The 13208-nt window shown below is 61.9% G+C and carries 18 protein-coding genes; 11 read left to right on the top strand and 7 right to left on the bottom strand.

Annotated elements, in window-relative coordinates:
- Nucleotides 1-6 precede the first annotated feature (6 nt).
- Nucleotides 7-669, bottom strand: a complete 663-nt coding sequence (locus WDJ60_RS08980; protein ID WP_340100041.1) for a helix-turn-helix domain-containing protein — start codon at nt 667-669, stop codon at nt 7-9.
- A gap of 205 nt (nt 670-874) precedes the next feature.
- On the opposite strand from WDJ60_RS08980, the gene paaA (WDJ60_RS08975) reads away from it, so the two are divergent.
- The 9 genes from paaA (WDJ60_RS08975) (at nt 875) to WDJ60_RS08935 (ending at nt 7921) form a co-directional block, all read left to right on the top strand.
- The gene (paaA, locus tag WDJ60_RS08975; protein WP_340100040.1) at nt 875-1780 is read left to right on the top strand and encodes a 1,2-phenylacetyl-CoA epoxidase subunit PaaA; all 906 of its coding nucleotides are present in this window, start codon (nt 875-877) and stop codon (nt 1778-1780) included.
- 1 nt (nt 1781) lies between these two features.
- Nucleotides 1782-2057: a hypothetical protein gene (locus tag WDJ60_RS08970; RefSeq protein ID WP_340100038.1), complete on the top strand. Its 276-nt coding sequence runs from the start codon at nt 1782-1784 to the stop codon at nt 2055-2057.
- Entirely contained in the window at nt 2054-2863 is an 810-nt protein-coding gene (gene paaC / locus WDJ60_RS08965; protein ID WP_340100036.1) for a 1,2-phenylacetyl-CoA epoxidase subunit PaaC, read from the top strand. The genes WDJ60_RS08970 and paaC (WDJ60_RS08965) overlap by 4 nt, the downstream gene beginning before the upstream one ends.
- Nucleotides 2860-3288 (top strand): metal-sulfur cluster assembly factor, encoded by a 429-nt coding sequence (locus tag WDJ60_RS08960; protein ID WP_340100034.1) that lies wholly within the window; start codon nt 2860-2862, stop codon nt 3286-3288. The genes paaC (WDJ60_RS08965) and WDJ60_RS08960 overlap by 4 nt, the downstream gene beginning before the upstream one ends.
- Nucleotides 3288-3506 carry a PaaD-like zinc ribbon domain-containing protein gene (locus WDJ60_RS08955; RefSeq protein ID WP_340100032.1) on the top strand — a complete coding sequence of 73 codons (219 nt, stop codon included), beginning with the start codon at nt 3288-3290 and terminating at the stop codon, nt 3504-3506. Before WDJ60_RS08960 ends, WDJ60_RS08955 begins: the two co-directional genes overlap by 1 nt.
- A 31-nt stretch (nt 3507-3537) precedes the next feature.
- Nucleotides 3538-4029, top strand: coding sequence for a GNAT family N-acetyltransferase (locus tag WDJ60_RS08950; RefSeq protein WP_340100030.1), 492 nt, complete (start codon nt 3538-3540; stop codon nt 4027-4029).
- 10 nt (nt 4030-4039) lie between these two features.
- Nucleotides 4040-4348 (top strand): 2Fe-2S iron-sulfur cluster-binding protein, encoded by a 309-nt coding sequence (locus WDJ60_RS08945; RefSeq protein ID WP_340100028.1) that lies wholly within the window; start codon nt 4040-4042, stop codon nt 4346-4348.
- Between the two features lie 126 nt (nt 4349-4474).
- Complete coding sequence (locus WDJ60_RS08940) at nt 4475-5926, top strand: aldehyde dehydrogenase family protein (protein ID WP_340100026.1); 1452 nt, start codon at nt 4475-4477, stop codon at nt 5924-5926.
- A 147-nt stretch (nt 5927-6073) separates the two neighbouring features.
- Entirely contained in the window at nt 6074-7921 is a 1848-nt protein-coding gene (locus tag WDJ60_RS08935) for a PAS domain S-box protein (protein ID WP_340100024.1), read from the top strand.
- A gap of 88 nt (nt 7922-8009) precedes the next feature.
- Here the strand turns inward: WDJ60_RS08935 and paaE are convergent, their stop codons facing one another.
- The 5 genes from paaE to paaA (WDJ60_RS08910) are packed head-to-tail and all read right to left on the bottom strand — an operon-like array spanning nt 8010 to nt 10758.
- Entirely contained in the window at nt 8010-8177 is a 168-nt protein-coding gene (paaE, locus tag WDJ60_RS08930) for a 1,2-phenylacetyl-CoA epoxidase subunit PaaE (protein WP_340100022.1), read from the bottom strand.
- Nucleotides 8178-8179: 2 nt separating this feature from the next.
- The gene (paaD, locus tag WDJ60_RS08925) at nt 8180-8632 is read right to left on the bottom strand and encodes a 1,2-phenylacetyl-CoA epoxidase subunit PaaD (RefSeq protein WP_340100020.1); all 453 of its coding nucleotides are present in this window, start codon (nt 8630-8632) and stop codon (nt 8180-8182) included.
- On the bottom strand, nt 8625-9497 hold the full coding sequence (gene paaC / locus WDJ60_RS08920) for a 1,2-phenylacetyl-CoA epoxidase subunit PaaC (RefSeq protein WP_340100018.1): 873 nt from the start codon (nt 9495-9497) through the stop codon (nt 8625-8627). The genes paaD and paaC (WDJ60_RS08920) overlap by 8 nt, the downstream gene beginning before the upstream one ends.
- Nucleotides 9497-9811, bottom strand: a complete 315-nt coding sequence (gene paaB / locus WDJ60_RS08915; protein ID WP_340100016.1) for a 1,2-phenylacetyl-CoA epoxidase subunit PaaB — start codon at nt 9809-9811, stop codon at nt 9497-9499. The genes paaC (WDJ60_RS08920) and paaB overlap by 1 nt, the downstream gene beginning before the upstream one ends.
- A 2-nt stretch (nt 9812-9813) precedes the next feature.
- Nucleotides 9814-10758, bottom strand: a complete 945-nt coding sequence (gene paaA, locus WDJ60_RS08910) for a 1,2-phenylacetyl-CoA epoxidase subunit PaaA (RefSeq protein WP_340100015.1) — start codon at nt 10756-10758, stop codon at nt 9814-9816.
- Nucleotides 10759-10866: 108 nt separating this feature from the next.
- Between paaA (WDJ60_RS08910) and WDJ60_RS08905 the strand changes: the two genes are divergently transcribed.
- Nucleotides 10867-11532 (top strand): helix-turn-helix domain-containing protein, encoded by a 666-nt coding sequence (locus tag WDJ60_RS08905; protein WP_340100184.1) that lies wholly within the window; start codon nt 10867-10869, stop codon nt 11530-11532.
- 30 nt (nt 11533-11562) lie between these two features.
- Nucleotides 11563-12327, top strand: a complete 765-nt coding sequence (locus tag WDJ60_RS08900; protein ID WP_340100014.1) for an enoyl-CoA hydratase/isomerase family protein — start codon at nt 11563-11565, stop codon at nt 12325-12327.
- On the opposite strand, the gene WDJ60_RS08895 is transcribed toward WDJ60_RS08900, so the two are convergent.
- Nucleotides 12328-13203, bottom strand: a complete 876-nt coding sequence (locus WDJ60_RS08895; protein ID WP_340100013.1) for an amidohydrolase family protein — start codon at nt 13201-13203, stop codon at nt 12328-12330.
- Between the last annotated feature and the right edge of the window lie 5 nt (nt 13204-13208).

Genomic DNA, 13208 nt, shown 5'->3' with positions numbered 1-13208 from the left:
CGTTTCTCAGCCCGCACCAGCCAGCAGTTGCTCGAACACGGTCTGTTGGGCGCGCTTGATACGACCGAGAAACGACGATTTACTGATGCCGAGTTCGTCCGCGACATCGGTCGCAGTCGCACCGCGCGGGATATTGAAATAGCCCTGGTCGAGTGCCGCGACCAGCGCCTCGCGTTGCTGTTTCGTGAGGCTGCTCTCGATGGTCGTGTCGAGTTCCTTCTCGGCGCTGTTCCCGGCGGTGATTTCGGCGACCCGTTCCAGTGTGACGTTGCCGAGTTGCTGTGCGGTCTGGATGACCTCCCGAAGCACATCCCGACCGACGACCGATCCGCGGAACCGCTCGGTGCCGTCGACGATACGGATTTCGTGGGGCATGAACCCCGCTGTCGTTAGCGCCCGAAGCACGCACTCGTCGTGAAGCAGACAGCGACACTGCGCGACGCTGCCCCCCTCAGTAACCTGCAGGTAATCTATTTCCTCTTTCTCGTCGAGTCTGTCGACGAACCCCTCGATCTCCCCTTCGGCGTGAAAGTGCAACAGCGTGCGCTCGTCGTCCCGGTGGGCCGGTGGACTCTCGTCGACCACGACGTCGTGGTCAGCCGTCGCGTCGACGACCGGGCAGTCGTTCCCGGCGACGGTGAACTCCACGACGAGGGACTCGTTTATCATGTTAGTTGATTTTAAACAGGGAGCGACATTATTCTATCCCCGGCTATAGTGTGGTTTTATTTCTCAACCCGATTTTCAGCGGCCTTCAGGCTTCTACCGCCCGAATCCAGCCAGTTTCGATTGTAGAATAGTCGAGGGGACTTAAACCCCGCTCCATAGAGCGATGTATCTCTATGCACTCTCCCCAGCGTAGTTACGGGTGCAAATGACCGCGAACGAAACGCTCAAACAACGCGTGCAAAACGGCGAACAGGTCGAACCGTCCGAGGACCTGCCCGAGGAGTACAAGCGGGCAGCCCAGCGAATGATTCAGTTCCACGCCAACAGCGAAATAGTCGGAACGCTGCCCGAGAAACAGTGGATCAAGAAGGCCCCGTCACTGCAGCGAAAGCGCGCTATCAGCGCGAAGGTCCAGGACGAGGCGGGCCACGCGCAGGTACTGTATCGGACGGCCGAGACGCTCGGCCTGAAAGACCGCGAGGAGATGCTCGAGGATCTGATCAACGGCGACTCGAAGTACGTCACCGTGTTCAACTACCCCACGAAGACGTGGGCAGACGCCGCCTACATCGCGATGTTCATCGACGGCGCGGCGATGTTCCGGCAGGGGTCACTGACCGCTTCCTCGTATGCACCCTACGCCCGCGGGTTGCGGAAAATCTGCTACGAGGAGTCGTTCCACGTCAAACACGGCGAGGACATCGTCCGCTCGCTGGCGACCGGGTCGAAGAAAGAACAACAGCTGATGCAAGACGCCATCGACCGGTGGTACGAGCCAACGCTACAGTTCTTCGGCCCGCGTGACCACATGTCCGACCACACCGACGAACTCTTCGAGTGGGGGCTGAAGCTCAAGAGCAACGACGAACTCCGGCAGGAGTACCTCGAGAACTTCTACGTCCCCAAACTCGAAAAGTACGGGCTGGAGATTCCCGACGACAAACTGGCGTACGACGAGGAAGCCGAGCGCTGGAACTACAAAGAGTTGGACTGGGACCACTTCCTGGACGTCTCGCGGGGCAACGGACCGGTCAACGACGAGCGGCTGACCGACCGTCGTGAGGCAATCGAGAACAACGACTGGGTCCGTCGCGCATCGGGGGTGGCCTGATATGCCGGGCACGCCCGAGCAGAACGTCTACTACGTGTTCCGGCGGCAAGACTCCGGTGCGCCGCTGACAGAAGTCGGAAGCGTCGACGCGAAAAACGCCAAGCTCGCGCGGATGTACGCCCGCGAGAACTACGCCCGGCGCAAAAAGACGACGAATCTAGTCGTCGTGTGCGAAGAAGATATGAACGAAATCGGCGAGGGTGCAGCCTACGGCGGTAGCCTCGACAAGAGCTACCGCGAAGATGCCGGCTACGACGTGGAGGGATTCCCAGCATGACTGTCACAGCGATCACAGACATCGGTGCGGAACCGACCGACGAGTTCGAGCAGGGGCTCGCCCGCGCGCTCCTCGAGGCGGCCGACGACGACCACGTGATGGGGAATCGACTGAGTGACTGGACTGGCGTTGCACCGACCGTCGAAGAGGACGTCTCCATCAGCAACATCGCACAGGACGAACTCGGCCACGCGGAGATTCTCTACGAGGAAGTCGCGGACATCGTCGGATCGAGTCTCGACCACCTGGCCTACCAGCGTGCGCCTGACGAGTACCGGAACGTCCAGCTCGTCGAACGGGAGTTCTCGGACTGGGCCGACACAGTCGTCCGGCAGTACTTCTACGACGCAGCCGACGACATCCGGCTGGCAGCGATCCTCGGCGGCGACCTCCCCGAGCGCGACGAGTCGCTCGCTGGTTACCTGCAGAAAGTCGACGAGGAAGAGGATTTCCACGCCGAGCACGGCGACGTGTGGCTGGAGACGCTCGCTGACGAAGACGACGGCAGCGAGAAAATCCAGCGTGCAATCGACGAAAACTGGGTCGACGCGCTGGCGTTTTTCGAGACGACGCCCGGCGGTGTCGACCCGGTCGAAGCCGGCGTGTACGAACAGTCACTGGCCGAACAGCGCCAGGAGTTCGTCGAGACGGTGACCGACACTCTCACCGCGTACGGGTACGACGTCCCGGAGACCGATGTCGAGGACATCGGTGCCGGACGCGCTGGCAAACACACCGACGACCACGAGGCCCTGCTCGCGGAGACCCGCGAAGTCCGTGAGCAAGGGATCGACGTGCCAGCATGACCATGGACGTCGCAGACATCATCGAACGGAACGCGCCGGGGTTCGAGCTCGACGCGGTCGAGGACGCGTTCCCGGAGTACGACGTCGAGGGACCGCTGACGGAAGACGACATCTGGACCGCGCTCCAGGATGTCGAGGACCCTGAGCTCCCGGTGAGCCTGGTCGACCTCGGCCTCATCCGAGACGTGGACCTGGAAGACGGTCACGCAGCGGTGAAGATGACGCTGACCTACACCGGCTGTCCCGCCCGCGAAATCATGCTGAAGATGGTCGAGCGCCGGCTCGAATTGCTCGACGGGGTCGACAGTGCCGACGCGGAACTGGACTACACCGACCCGTGGACGCCAGAGGACATGACCGAGGAGGGGCGCGAACAACTCGGTGACGCCGGGTTCGCCTGTCCCCTCAGCGGGAGGTCAGAGTAATGCGAGACGACGTCGACCGGCGTGAGGAGTCGGGGACGGACTCCAATATCAACGCCAAGATGAACGAGAATGCCGGGCGGCCGGTCGACGACGAGCAGGTTGAGTGTCCGTACTGTGGGTCGGCAAATACCCACGTCGAGAACGCCCGGGGACCCTCGATGTGTCGCACCATCTATCACTGCGACGACTGTGAGAGTCCGTTCGAGCGGTTCGGGTGATTGTACCACCCAAAGAGAGAGTTACTAACATATGGAATACGAAACGTCAATCACAGACGCGACAGTTCGCACCGCCGAGCCCGACGACGCAGACGACATCATGTCGCTGTGGAACGGGTACGCCGACACCCTCGTCGATTTCGACGAGCGATTCGAGATCGAGGACGGTGGGCGCGAGAAGTGGCACAATTACTTCACCACGAGCCTGGTCAACTCCTCGCGCGGGGACATTCTCCTCGCAGAGCGAGACGGCACCGCCATCGGCGCGCTGGAGGCGCGGGTCATCGGTGGCCATCCCGTGTTCAACTTCGGGAAACACGGGATGGTGTACGGCCACTACGTCCATCCAGAGTTCCGTGGCGAAGGGGTCGGTCGCGCGCTCCTGGAGGCTGCAGAGGAGTGGTTTCGGGACAGGGAGATGCCGTTCTGGCGCATCGACGTCCTCCACGGCGTGGCCGAGGAGGAACTCTACCAGGAGTACGGCATGAAACCGATGGAAGTCACCTACGAGAAGGAACTGTGAGGGAACGAGGATGACAGACGCCGCCAACGATACGTCCGACGAGGTTGAAACGTATACCTGCGAGTTCGTCGATGAGGGCGTCGAAATCGAGGTGCCCGAAGACGAGTACATCCTCGAGGCGGCGCTCGACGAGGGAATCGAGCTACAGTACTCCTGTCTGCAGGGAGTCTGTGCCTCCTGCAGTGCGAAAGTGGAAGGCGACATCGACCAGAGCGAAGAGCGCGTGCTCACGCAGTGGGAGAAACAGCAAGGATACGGACTGCTGTGTGTCGCCTATCCCCGCTCTGACCTCACGATTCACTCGAACGAAGAGCCGTGAACCGCCTCGGGGACAAGCCACGAGGCACTCGCCTTGCTCGTGTAGAGACCGACGACCGATGTTCGCGTTGCTGGAAGCCAGCCAACATAAATCGTTAAGACGACGGGTGCACACGTTTGATTTGCAATGGAATACTCCGGCCCCACAGATCTGTATATCGGCGGAGAGTGGCGCGAAGCATCGAGCGGCGAAACAATCGACACCGAAGACCCCGCGACTGAAGACGTCTACGCGACGGTCCAGAAGGCAGACGAGACCGATGTCGACGACGCAGTCCAGGCGGCCGCGGCGGCCGTCGCAAACGGTGCGGAGTGGGAATCGATGAGCCCCGACCAGCGCCGCGAGAAGATGCACGCGATGGCCGACGCCATCGAGGAGATGAAAGACGAAATTTCGATGGTCGAATCCCACGACAACGGCAAGACGCCGTTCGAGGCGGGGATGGAAATCGACATGGTCATCGACACGTTCCGGTACTACGCCGGGTGGACCGAGAAGGTTGAGGGCGAGCAGATTCCGGTCGAAGACGGCCGTCTCAACTACACGAAGCGCGACCCGGTCGGTGTCACCGCACACATCTCCCCGTGGAACTACCCGTTCCAGCTCGCCGGTCGCAGCGTCGCACCGGCGCTCGCGACCGGGAACAGCGTCGTGCTCAAACCCTCCAGCGTGACACCCCTTTCGGCGCTGTACTACGCCAAAGCGGCCGAGCAGGCCGGCCTCCCCGACGGCGTCGTCAACGTCATCCCGGGTTCGGGTTCGGGTGCCGGTAGTGCACTCTCCAGTCACGAGAACGTCGACCACGTCACGTTCACCGGAAGCACTGGCGTCGGCAAGACGATTCAGCGCGACGCTGCCGACGCAGTCGCGGACGTGACGCTGGAACTGGGCGGGAAAGGCCCCGCAGTCGTCTTCCCGGACGCCGACCTTGACGCAGCTGCCCGCGGTGTCCAGTACGGTATCTTCATGAACGCTGGGCAGATGTGCTGGGCCAACTCCCGACTGGTCGTCCACGAGGATGTCTACGACGAGATGGTCGAGAAGATAGCCGACATCGCCGAGAACATCCCGCTCGGCGGCGGTATCGACGACGACGGACAGATGGGTCCTGTCGTCAACGAGAACCAGCAAGCGGAGATTCTCGACTACATCGAGACCGGCAAAGAGGAAGGCGCAACCGTCGCTGCCGGCGGTGGTGTGCCCGACGACAAGGACACCGGCCACTTCGTCGAACCGACCGTCTTCGCGGACGTGGACAACGATATGACCATCGCCCAGGAGGAAATCTTCGGACCGGTGCTGTCGGTTATCGAGGTCAGCGACGAGGAGGAGGCCATCGAGGTCGCCAACGACTCGCCCTTCGGCCTGACATCCTGTGTCTGGACCAACGACCTCTCCCGTGCGCACACGTTCGCAGACAAACTCGAATACGGGATGGTCATGGTCAACGAGACGCCGAACACCTGGCCACAGACCCCCTTCGGCGGAACCAAGCAGAGCGGCCACGGGCGCGCACAGGGTGAGGAAGCCATCCAGACGTACACCGAAGTCAAGAACGTTCACGTCAACCTGAACTGAGCAGACTCCCTGGCCGTCGTGGCGGATTGCCGGTGGGTGTTCGCTCCACCGTCATCTGCGTGAACTGCTATTTCAGGAGGGATCGGCCGCTGCTGTCGAATCGTTTAAGTGCTGCTACGAGTATGATTTCGACAACGTGACCGCTGAATGACATCGGACGAAGGGTGGGTATTCGACGGCGAGACCGTCGTGGCAGACTCGTCGGACGCCGCGTTCGTCGTCGGTACAGAGCGGACGATTGTATACGCCACGGACGCGTTTGTCGCAGCGACTGGTCACGCGCGACAGGAACTACTCGGGAGCGAGTACACGACCGGTAGCCAGTTCCTCGTCGACGGCATCGCAGAATTACACGCGGCAATCGAGGGAGTCTTACAGGGAACTATCAACTACGAACGCATCGAAGTGATAACGACTGCTGGCAGGACGGACGCGTCCCAGCAATCACTGCAGGAGGCACAGGTGACGCCCGTCGTTCAGGACGGCCAGTTCGGTGGGGCGCTCGTCGTGTTCCGTGGTGAGGAGACAATCGGGGAGCGCGTCGGGGAAACGTACCAGCGGTACCGGGCACTCGTCGAGCAGAACAGGGATGGCGTCACAATCACGCAGAACGGCAAGAACGTCTTCGTCAACAACCGGTTTGCGGCGATGGTCGGCTACCAGAAAACAGAACTCATCGGGGAGTCGTTTCTCAAGCCAATCGCACCCGAGGACCGAAACCTCGTCGAAGAACGCCACGAACGCCGGCTACGCGGCGAGTCGCCGCCAAAGCGGTACGAACTCTCGCTCCGGACGAAAACCGGTGACGCGCTCATCGTCGAGATTAACATCGCCCCAATCCAGTACGGTGGTGAACGGGCAGTGATGGCGTCCTACCGGGACATCACCGAGCGAAAGTGCCGCGAAGACGAACTGCGGCGGTTCCGTCGCGCAATCGAGACGGCCCCACACGCAATCGTTCTCACAGAGGCCGACGGGACGATTACCTACATCAACCCTGCCTTCGAGGAGATTACTGGCTACAGCCGTGACGAGGCACTCGGACGGACGCCGCAACTGTACTTTTCCGAGGAGATACCCGACTCGCTCCACGAGGAGATGTGGGAGACGATTACCGGCGGCGATGTCTGGGAAGGGTACCTACTCAACCAGCGTGCCACGGGTGACCTCTATCACGCCCACGAGACCGTTGCACCGATAGTAGCGACAGACGGCGCCGTCGAGGGGTTCGTCGGTATTCAGACGGATATCAGCGAGCGCGTCGAACGCGAACAACTGGTCGACACCCTCGATAGGGTGCTCCGGCACAACCTCCGAAACAAGCTCAACGTCGTCCAGGCCCACGGGAGCCTGATTCGCACACAGCAATCCGGCGACCCTGACAGCCACGTCGAGACAATTCTGGATAGCGTCGACGACCTTCTAGAGACGACACAGAAAGGCCGAGAGATAATCAAGTTCCTCTCATACCCGTCACAGACCCGGCCGACCGAGAGTGTCGAGGTCGTCCGCCGTGCGACCAGAGACGTTCGCGACTCGTTCTCCGGGGCACGAATCACGCTCGACCTGCCGGAGGAGGCGTACGTTTCAGCGGTCCCAGAGCTACACGCTGCCGTCGAAGAACTGTTGACAAACGCCATTGAACACAACGACCAGCCCACCCCGAACGTGTCGGTGTGTCTCACCGTTGAGGGGGAGTCAGTCGAACTGTACATCGCCGATAACGGACCCGGCATCTCGAAGATGGAGCGGGAGATACTCAGCGAAACCCGCGATATCGACCAGCTCTATCACGGGAGTGGCTTCGGACTCTGGCTCGTCTACTGGATTGTTCGACAGTCCGGTGGCGAGATCACCATCACGGACAGAACGCCACGGGGAACGGTCGTTAGGGTCACGTTCGATAGCCCCCCCAGCGTCAGTACCGAAGTCACGCCGGATTCGAACCCGGCGACGCAGCCCGCCCACGACGACGAGACCGACAGCTATGAATGACTACACAACGCGACTAACGTGTGAAGATATCACACACTATCAAATTTTTGAGTCGGTGGGGCTGGGACAGACAAAGGCCGAGGCCAGCCTATGAGAACCGCTCGAAGGGCTGCTCGCACTCGTTGCAGTAGTGCATCGAGCGACACAGCGACGGCCCTTTCGGGTGGTCCCGCTCTGTCTCAGTCGAGCCACAGTACGGGCACTCGACTGCTTCGAACTTGCCGGACGTATCGACGCTTGGATCTAGGTTTCGCATGGTTAGACACTCAGTCCGAATTCACGGAGTGATTTCTTGCCCTGTTCGGTGACCATCTCGACCGTCCAGCCGGGCGACCAGACGAGCGTGATTTCGGCCGACTCGACGCCGTCGACGGCGGACACGGACTGCTTGACCTCGTTGAGGAGCATCTCGCGGGCCGGACAGCCGGTGTACGTCAGCGTCATGTCGACGTTTGCGGTGCCGTCGTCGACATCGACGCCGTAGATGAGTCCCAGGTCCACGATGGAGACCGGCATCTCGGGGTCCTCGACCTTGTACAGCGCCTCCCAGACGCGTCGTTCGACGCCTTCGGCACCGGTGCCGGTGGCGGGGACCTCGTTGTCGACGGACTCCTTTTCGGCGTACTCGACATCGTCGTCGGTGTCGTAGCTGGTGTAGCCACACGCCACGGCGTCGTCGTCTCGCTCTGGTCGCTCGTATTCGCTACTCATCGTCGTCCATGATGCGGGTAGCGTAGTCGCGACCGAGTTCCTCGTAGGTATTCGTCATCTCATCGAGCAGTGCTTCCCAGTCGTCGGTGTGGTTGCCGTCGCGACCGACGTGCTCCGGGAGCTGATCGGGCGAGACGTGGATGTCGTACTGTTCGGGCAGGTCCAGTTCGGGAACCTCGAGCCCGATCGATTCCAGGTAGGAACTCACGCGGTCGTACCACTCGTCGCGCAGGCCGACGAGTTCCTCGTCGCGGAGGCCGAGTTCCATGATCGTCTCCTCGATGTCCTCGTCGCTGGGCTCGAACAGCGTCAGCGCGTAGGGGTATAGCCGGTCGAGGGCGTCCTGGAGTTTCTCGCGGGCCTCGTCGTCGGCTGCGAGGTGTTCCATCCAGCTCTCGGCGAACTCGAGGTGGTAATCCTCCTCGCCGAGGACCTTGCCGACACGGTCCCGGATAGGCGCGTACGTCGAGTCCTCCAGCGCGCGGAGCTGGATGTCCTCGGCCACGTCGTAGAGGTAGCTCCGAACGACGGCATCGGCCCAGTCGCCCTCCTCGAATGGGAGTTCGACCAGGGTGCTGTGACGGAAGTCCTCCGCGTCGCGCTCCCAGATGAGGTCGGTCTCGTCGTAGCCAAAGGTTTCGATGACGTTGTACCACAGGCGGGCGTGGCCCAGTTCGTCCTGTGCGATATTGGCCAGCGAGATGTCCGACTCCAGCGTCGGCGCGCGGACCTGCCACTCGGTGTAGCGCTCGGCGAGGACGAGTTCGTCGTCGGCCAGACGGAGGAGCAGGTCCTTCACCGCTTCGCGCTGCTCGTCGTCGAGGTCGTCGGGGCTGTCGAGACTGACGTCCTCCGTGGTCGCCATTATGCCTCACCTCGCTGTTCCTCGGCCTCTGTCAGTTCCTTCTCGGAGGCTTCGACTTCCTCGGCGGCCGGTTCGACGTTGTACGTGCGGGCGAACCGGTAGGATTTGTTGGTCGTGCCACCGAACTTCGCGTCCTCGGTGTCGACTTCGCCGATCTCGTCCTGCGGGGCGACCCAGAGGCTGTTGGTCGGCTTGCGCCGGCCGTGCTGAATCTCCGCGAACAGCAGCGCCATCTCGCGGTCGGGTGCGTGAACGTTGCCACAATGGGTGTGATAGCCACCCGCATTCTGCTGTCGGAATACTTCCCAGATCATGATTAGTCAGCCGCCTGTGGGGACTGCGAACTCGCAGCAAGTGCTTCCTGCTCGTCAAGTGAGTTGCGGACCCACTCGACGGCGTCCTGTGCGTGCTTGCGGCCTTCGATCTGACCGACACCGGGCTCGTAATCGTTCTTCGCGATGGTGAAGAACTCGTCCCAGTCGAGGTCATCTTCGACGACTTCGTAAGTGCCGTCGCCGTTCTCCCGAATGCGCGGCTCGTCAGGAATCTCAAGGCCGTACTTCTCGGCCTTGGGCATGTAGGTGTTGAGGAACGCGTTCCGGAGCTGGTCGTTGGTCATGACCTTCAGGCCGACGTCGGCGGCGAAGTCGTGGTGCGACGACTTGTCGTCGGTGGGGCCGAAGAACTGCAGGATGCGCGGCCACCACATCTCGAAGGCCTCCTGGGTCATCTGCTGTTCCTTCTTCGATCCGTTCATCAGCTCGCGGAGGATGTCCTCGCCGTGCTTGACGTGGAACCCTTCCTCGAAGCAGATTTTGTCCATCGCGTGGGCGTAGGGCTCCCAGCTGGACTTCTTCAGCGTCGCCTGGCGGCGCATCGCGGCGCCGTCGACGAAGAAGGCGATCATCGGTGTCTCGACCCAGCTTTCCATCGGGTAGTGGAAGCAGTTGAGGAACTTCCCTTTACCCGCTGCGAGGTCGTCGAGCATCTCGTCGCGCGTCTTGATGCCCAGCGATTCGGCCGCCCGGTAGAGCATCTGCCCATGGCCGATTTCGTCCTGAGTCTTCGCGCTGAAAGCCATCTTCCGCTCGAGGCTCGGTGCCTGTCGGATGAACGGCCGTTCGAGGTACGCGCCCATAATCTCGCTGTTGGCGTGGAACTCGAGCATTCGCGTCGCGGCCTTCCTGTACTCCTCCGGGAGGTCGTCCTTCGGAGCGAACTCGCGTGGACCTGCTCTGTTTTTCACTTCGTCGATGTTCATGGTTCATCACAACGTTAGGGGTGGTATCCCTTACTAATTGTGCCGCCCATAGACGGGTTTTATATATAGTTGGCCGTAATACTGCGGGTAATGATAGACGAGTGCCTGATGACGGAGTTTCGAATCGAGGGCGACGACTGCCCACTGGCGGATGCGAGTCGGGCGACCAGTGGCGTCATCGACGGGGCGCCACCGCTCTTGCGCGACGACGGAAACGTCCTCTTGCGGTTCAGTTCCGCGCCGAACGATGAACTCACAGCGTTCCTTGACGATGACGACCGCATCCGCTATCTCTACCAGTCGGCAAGCGACGGCCGCTACAGCTACCGCTGTCTGTCCTTACACCAGTGTGTCGTTCACGAACTCATCAGCGCCGGCTTCATGGTCGAGTCGCTGACCTACCAGGACGGGAACGCCATCCTGACGGGAGCCGTCGTCGGCCACGAGGTTCTCAGGTCGGTCATGGAGACCGCCGGCGAGACCGTCGGTGTCAAGCTGGAGCGCGTCTACGCGCTCCGGTCCGAAGAGGACGACTCCATCGCACAGCAGTGGGACCTCACACCCGCCCAGGAAGAGAGTCTGCGCCAGGCCGTCAACATGGGGTACTTTACCGTTCCGCGAGAGGTGACGGCCGACGAGGTTGCCGACGCGATGGGCATCAGCAAATCCGCGTTCATCGAGCGACTCCATCGTGCCCAGCACGCGCTGTTCTCGCAGTTGTTCCAGACCGGCGCCGACGAGTCCAGCGATCAGCGGGCCGACGACGATGACTAGAACAAAGTGTCCGCACACGCGAGTACGCACATGCGCATCGACGACGGCACTGTTCGAGAGATTACGTTCGACCGTCCAGACGTTCGAAACGCGATGACCGCCGCCGTCGCCCGCGAGTTGGCCGACGCTCTCGCCGACCTCGACCCCGCCAACCACGACGCAGTCCTCATCACCGGCGACGGCGAGTCGTTCAGCGCGGGCGGCGATATCGAGGCGATGGCCGAACGCGAGGAGACGACGCCCGAAGCGTACGAACGCGTCCGGACGACGCTCGGTCGCGTCGCCGAGAACGCGCTCTCAGCCCCTGTCCCTATCGTCGCGAAAGTCAACGGCGACGCCGTCGGTGCCGGGATGTCACTGGTCGCGGTGTCGGATTTCGCGTACGCCGCCGACTCTGCCCGGTTTGGCGCGTCGTTCATCAACGTCGGTCTCGTGCCAGACATGGGTGCAACGGCTATCCTGCCACGCCTCATCGGGTTGCGCAAGACGAAGGAACTGGCCTTTACCGGGAAACTCATCGACGCGAGCGAGGCCGCCGACCTCGACCTCGTCAACGAGACCGTTCCGGACGACCGGTTGGACGACCGCGTCGGAGAACTCCTCGAGACGCTCCGAGATCGCCCGACTGCGAACATCGGGCTGGCAAAGGAAGCCATCCACGACAATCTCGGCCACTCCTGGGGTGACGGTCTCAAGCAGGAAGCCCGCCTCCAGTCGATGGCCTACGACACCGACGCGCACGAGGAGGGAGTCGACGCGTTTCTGAACGGCCGCAAACCGGATTTCGATTCCTGATTAGAGGTCGAAAAACTCCTCGGCGTTCTCGTAGAGGATTTTCCGCTGTACCTCCTCGCTGAACTCCGTGTCCTGGGCAAAGGAGGTAAGCCAGGTCTCGGGGTCGATCATCGGGTAGTCGGTGCCGAACATCACCTTGTCTTTGAGCAGCGAGCCCGCGTACTGAAGCACCTGCTCGTCGATGTATTTCGGAATCCACCCCGAGAGGTCCATGTAGACGTTGCCCTTCTGCTGGCAGATGGCGAGCTGTTCTTTCTCCCACGGATAGGCGGGGTGTGCGATGAGGATCTGGAGGTCCGGGTGTTCTGCGGCCACGTCGTCGATGAGCATCGGATTACCGTACTTGACCTTGAGGCCGCGGCCACCGGCGCTACAGGCCCCGAGCGTGGAGTTCCCACCGTGGAAGACGACGGGGACACCGAGGTCCTCGATAGTGCTCCAGAGGTGGTCGTGCCGGTCGGCAGAGGGGTCAAAGCCCTGGGCGATTTGCTGGAACTTGAACCCCGAGAGACCGAGGTCCTCGACACATCGGATCGCCTCCTGCACACAATCGTCTTTCAGCGGGTCGACGCTGCCAAAGCCGACGAAGAAGTCGGGGTATTCGTCGCGCACTTCCGCGACGTAGTCGTTCGGAACGGGGGGGTTGCCGGTGTTCGTCTCGGCGTCCCACCCGAGCAGGACGGCACCGCCGATGCCCGCGTCGTGGTACTCGTCGAGCATCTCCTCGTAGTCCCAGGTGTCGAGGGTCGTCCCGAACCGATCGGCGGCGTCTTGCATCATCTCGCCGCCGGCGTCGTGGAGGAACTCGCTCGTCGGCTGGTGGGCGTGGGTGTCGAACAGTCGGTTCTCGTCGGTACCCGGCAGATCGATATCCATACCAG

The organism is Salinibaculum salinum (assembly GCF_037645885.1).
Taxonomy (GTDB): Archaea; Halobacteriota; Halobacteria; order Halobacteriales; family Haloarculaceae; genus Salinibaculum; species Salinibaculum salinum.
Note: the sequence above shows the minus strand (reverse complement) of the source record. Positions and strands in the feature narration are given on the sequence as shown.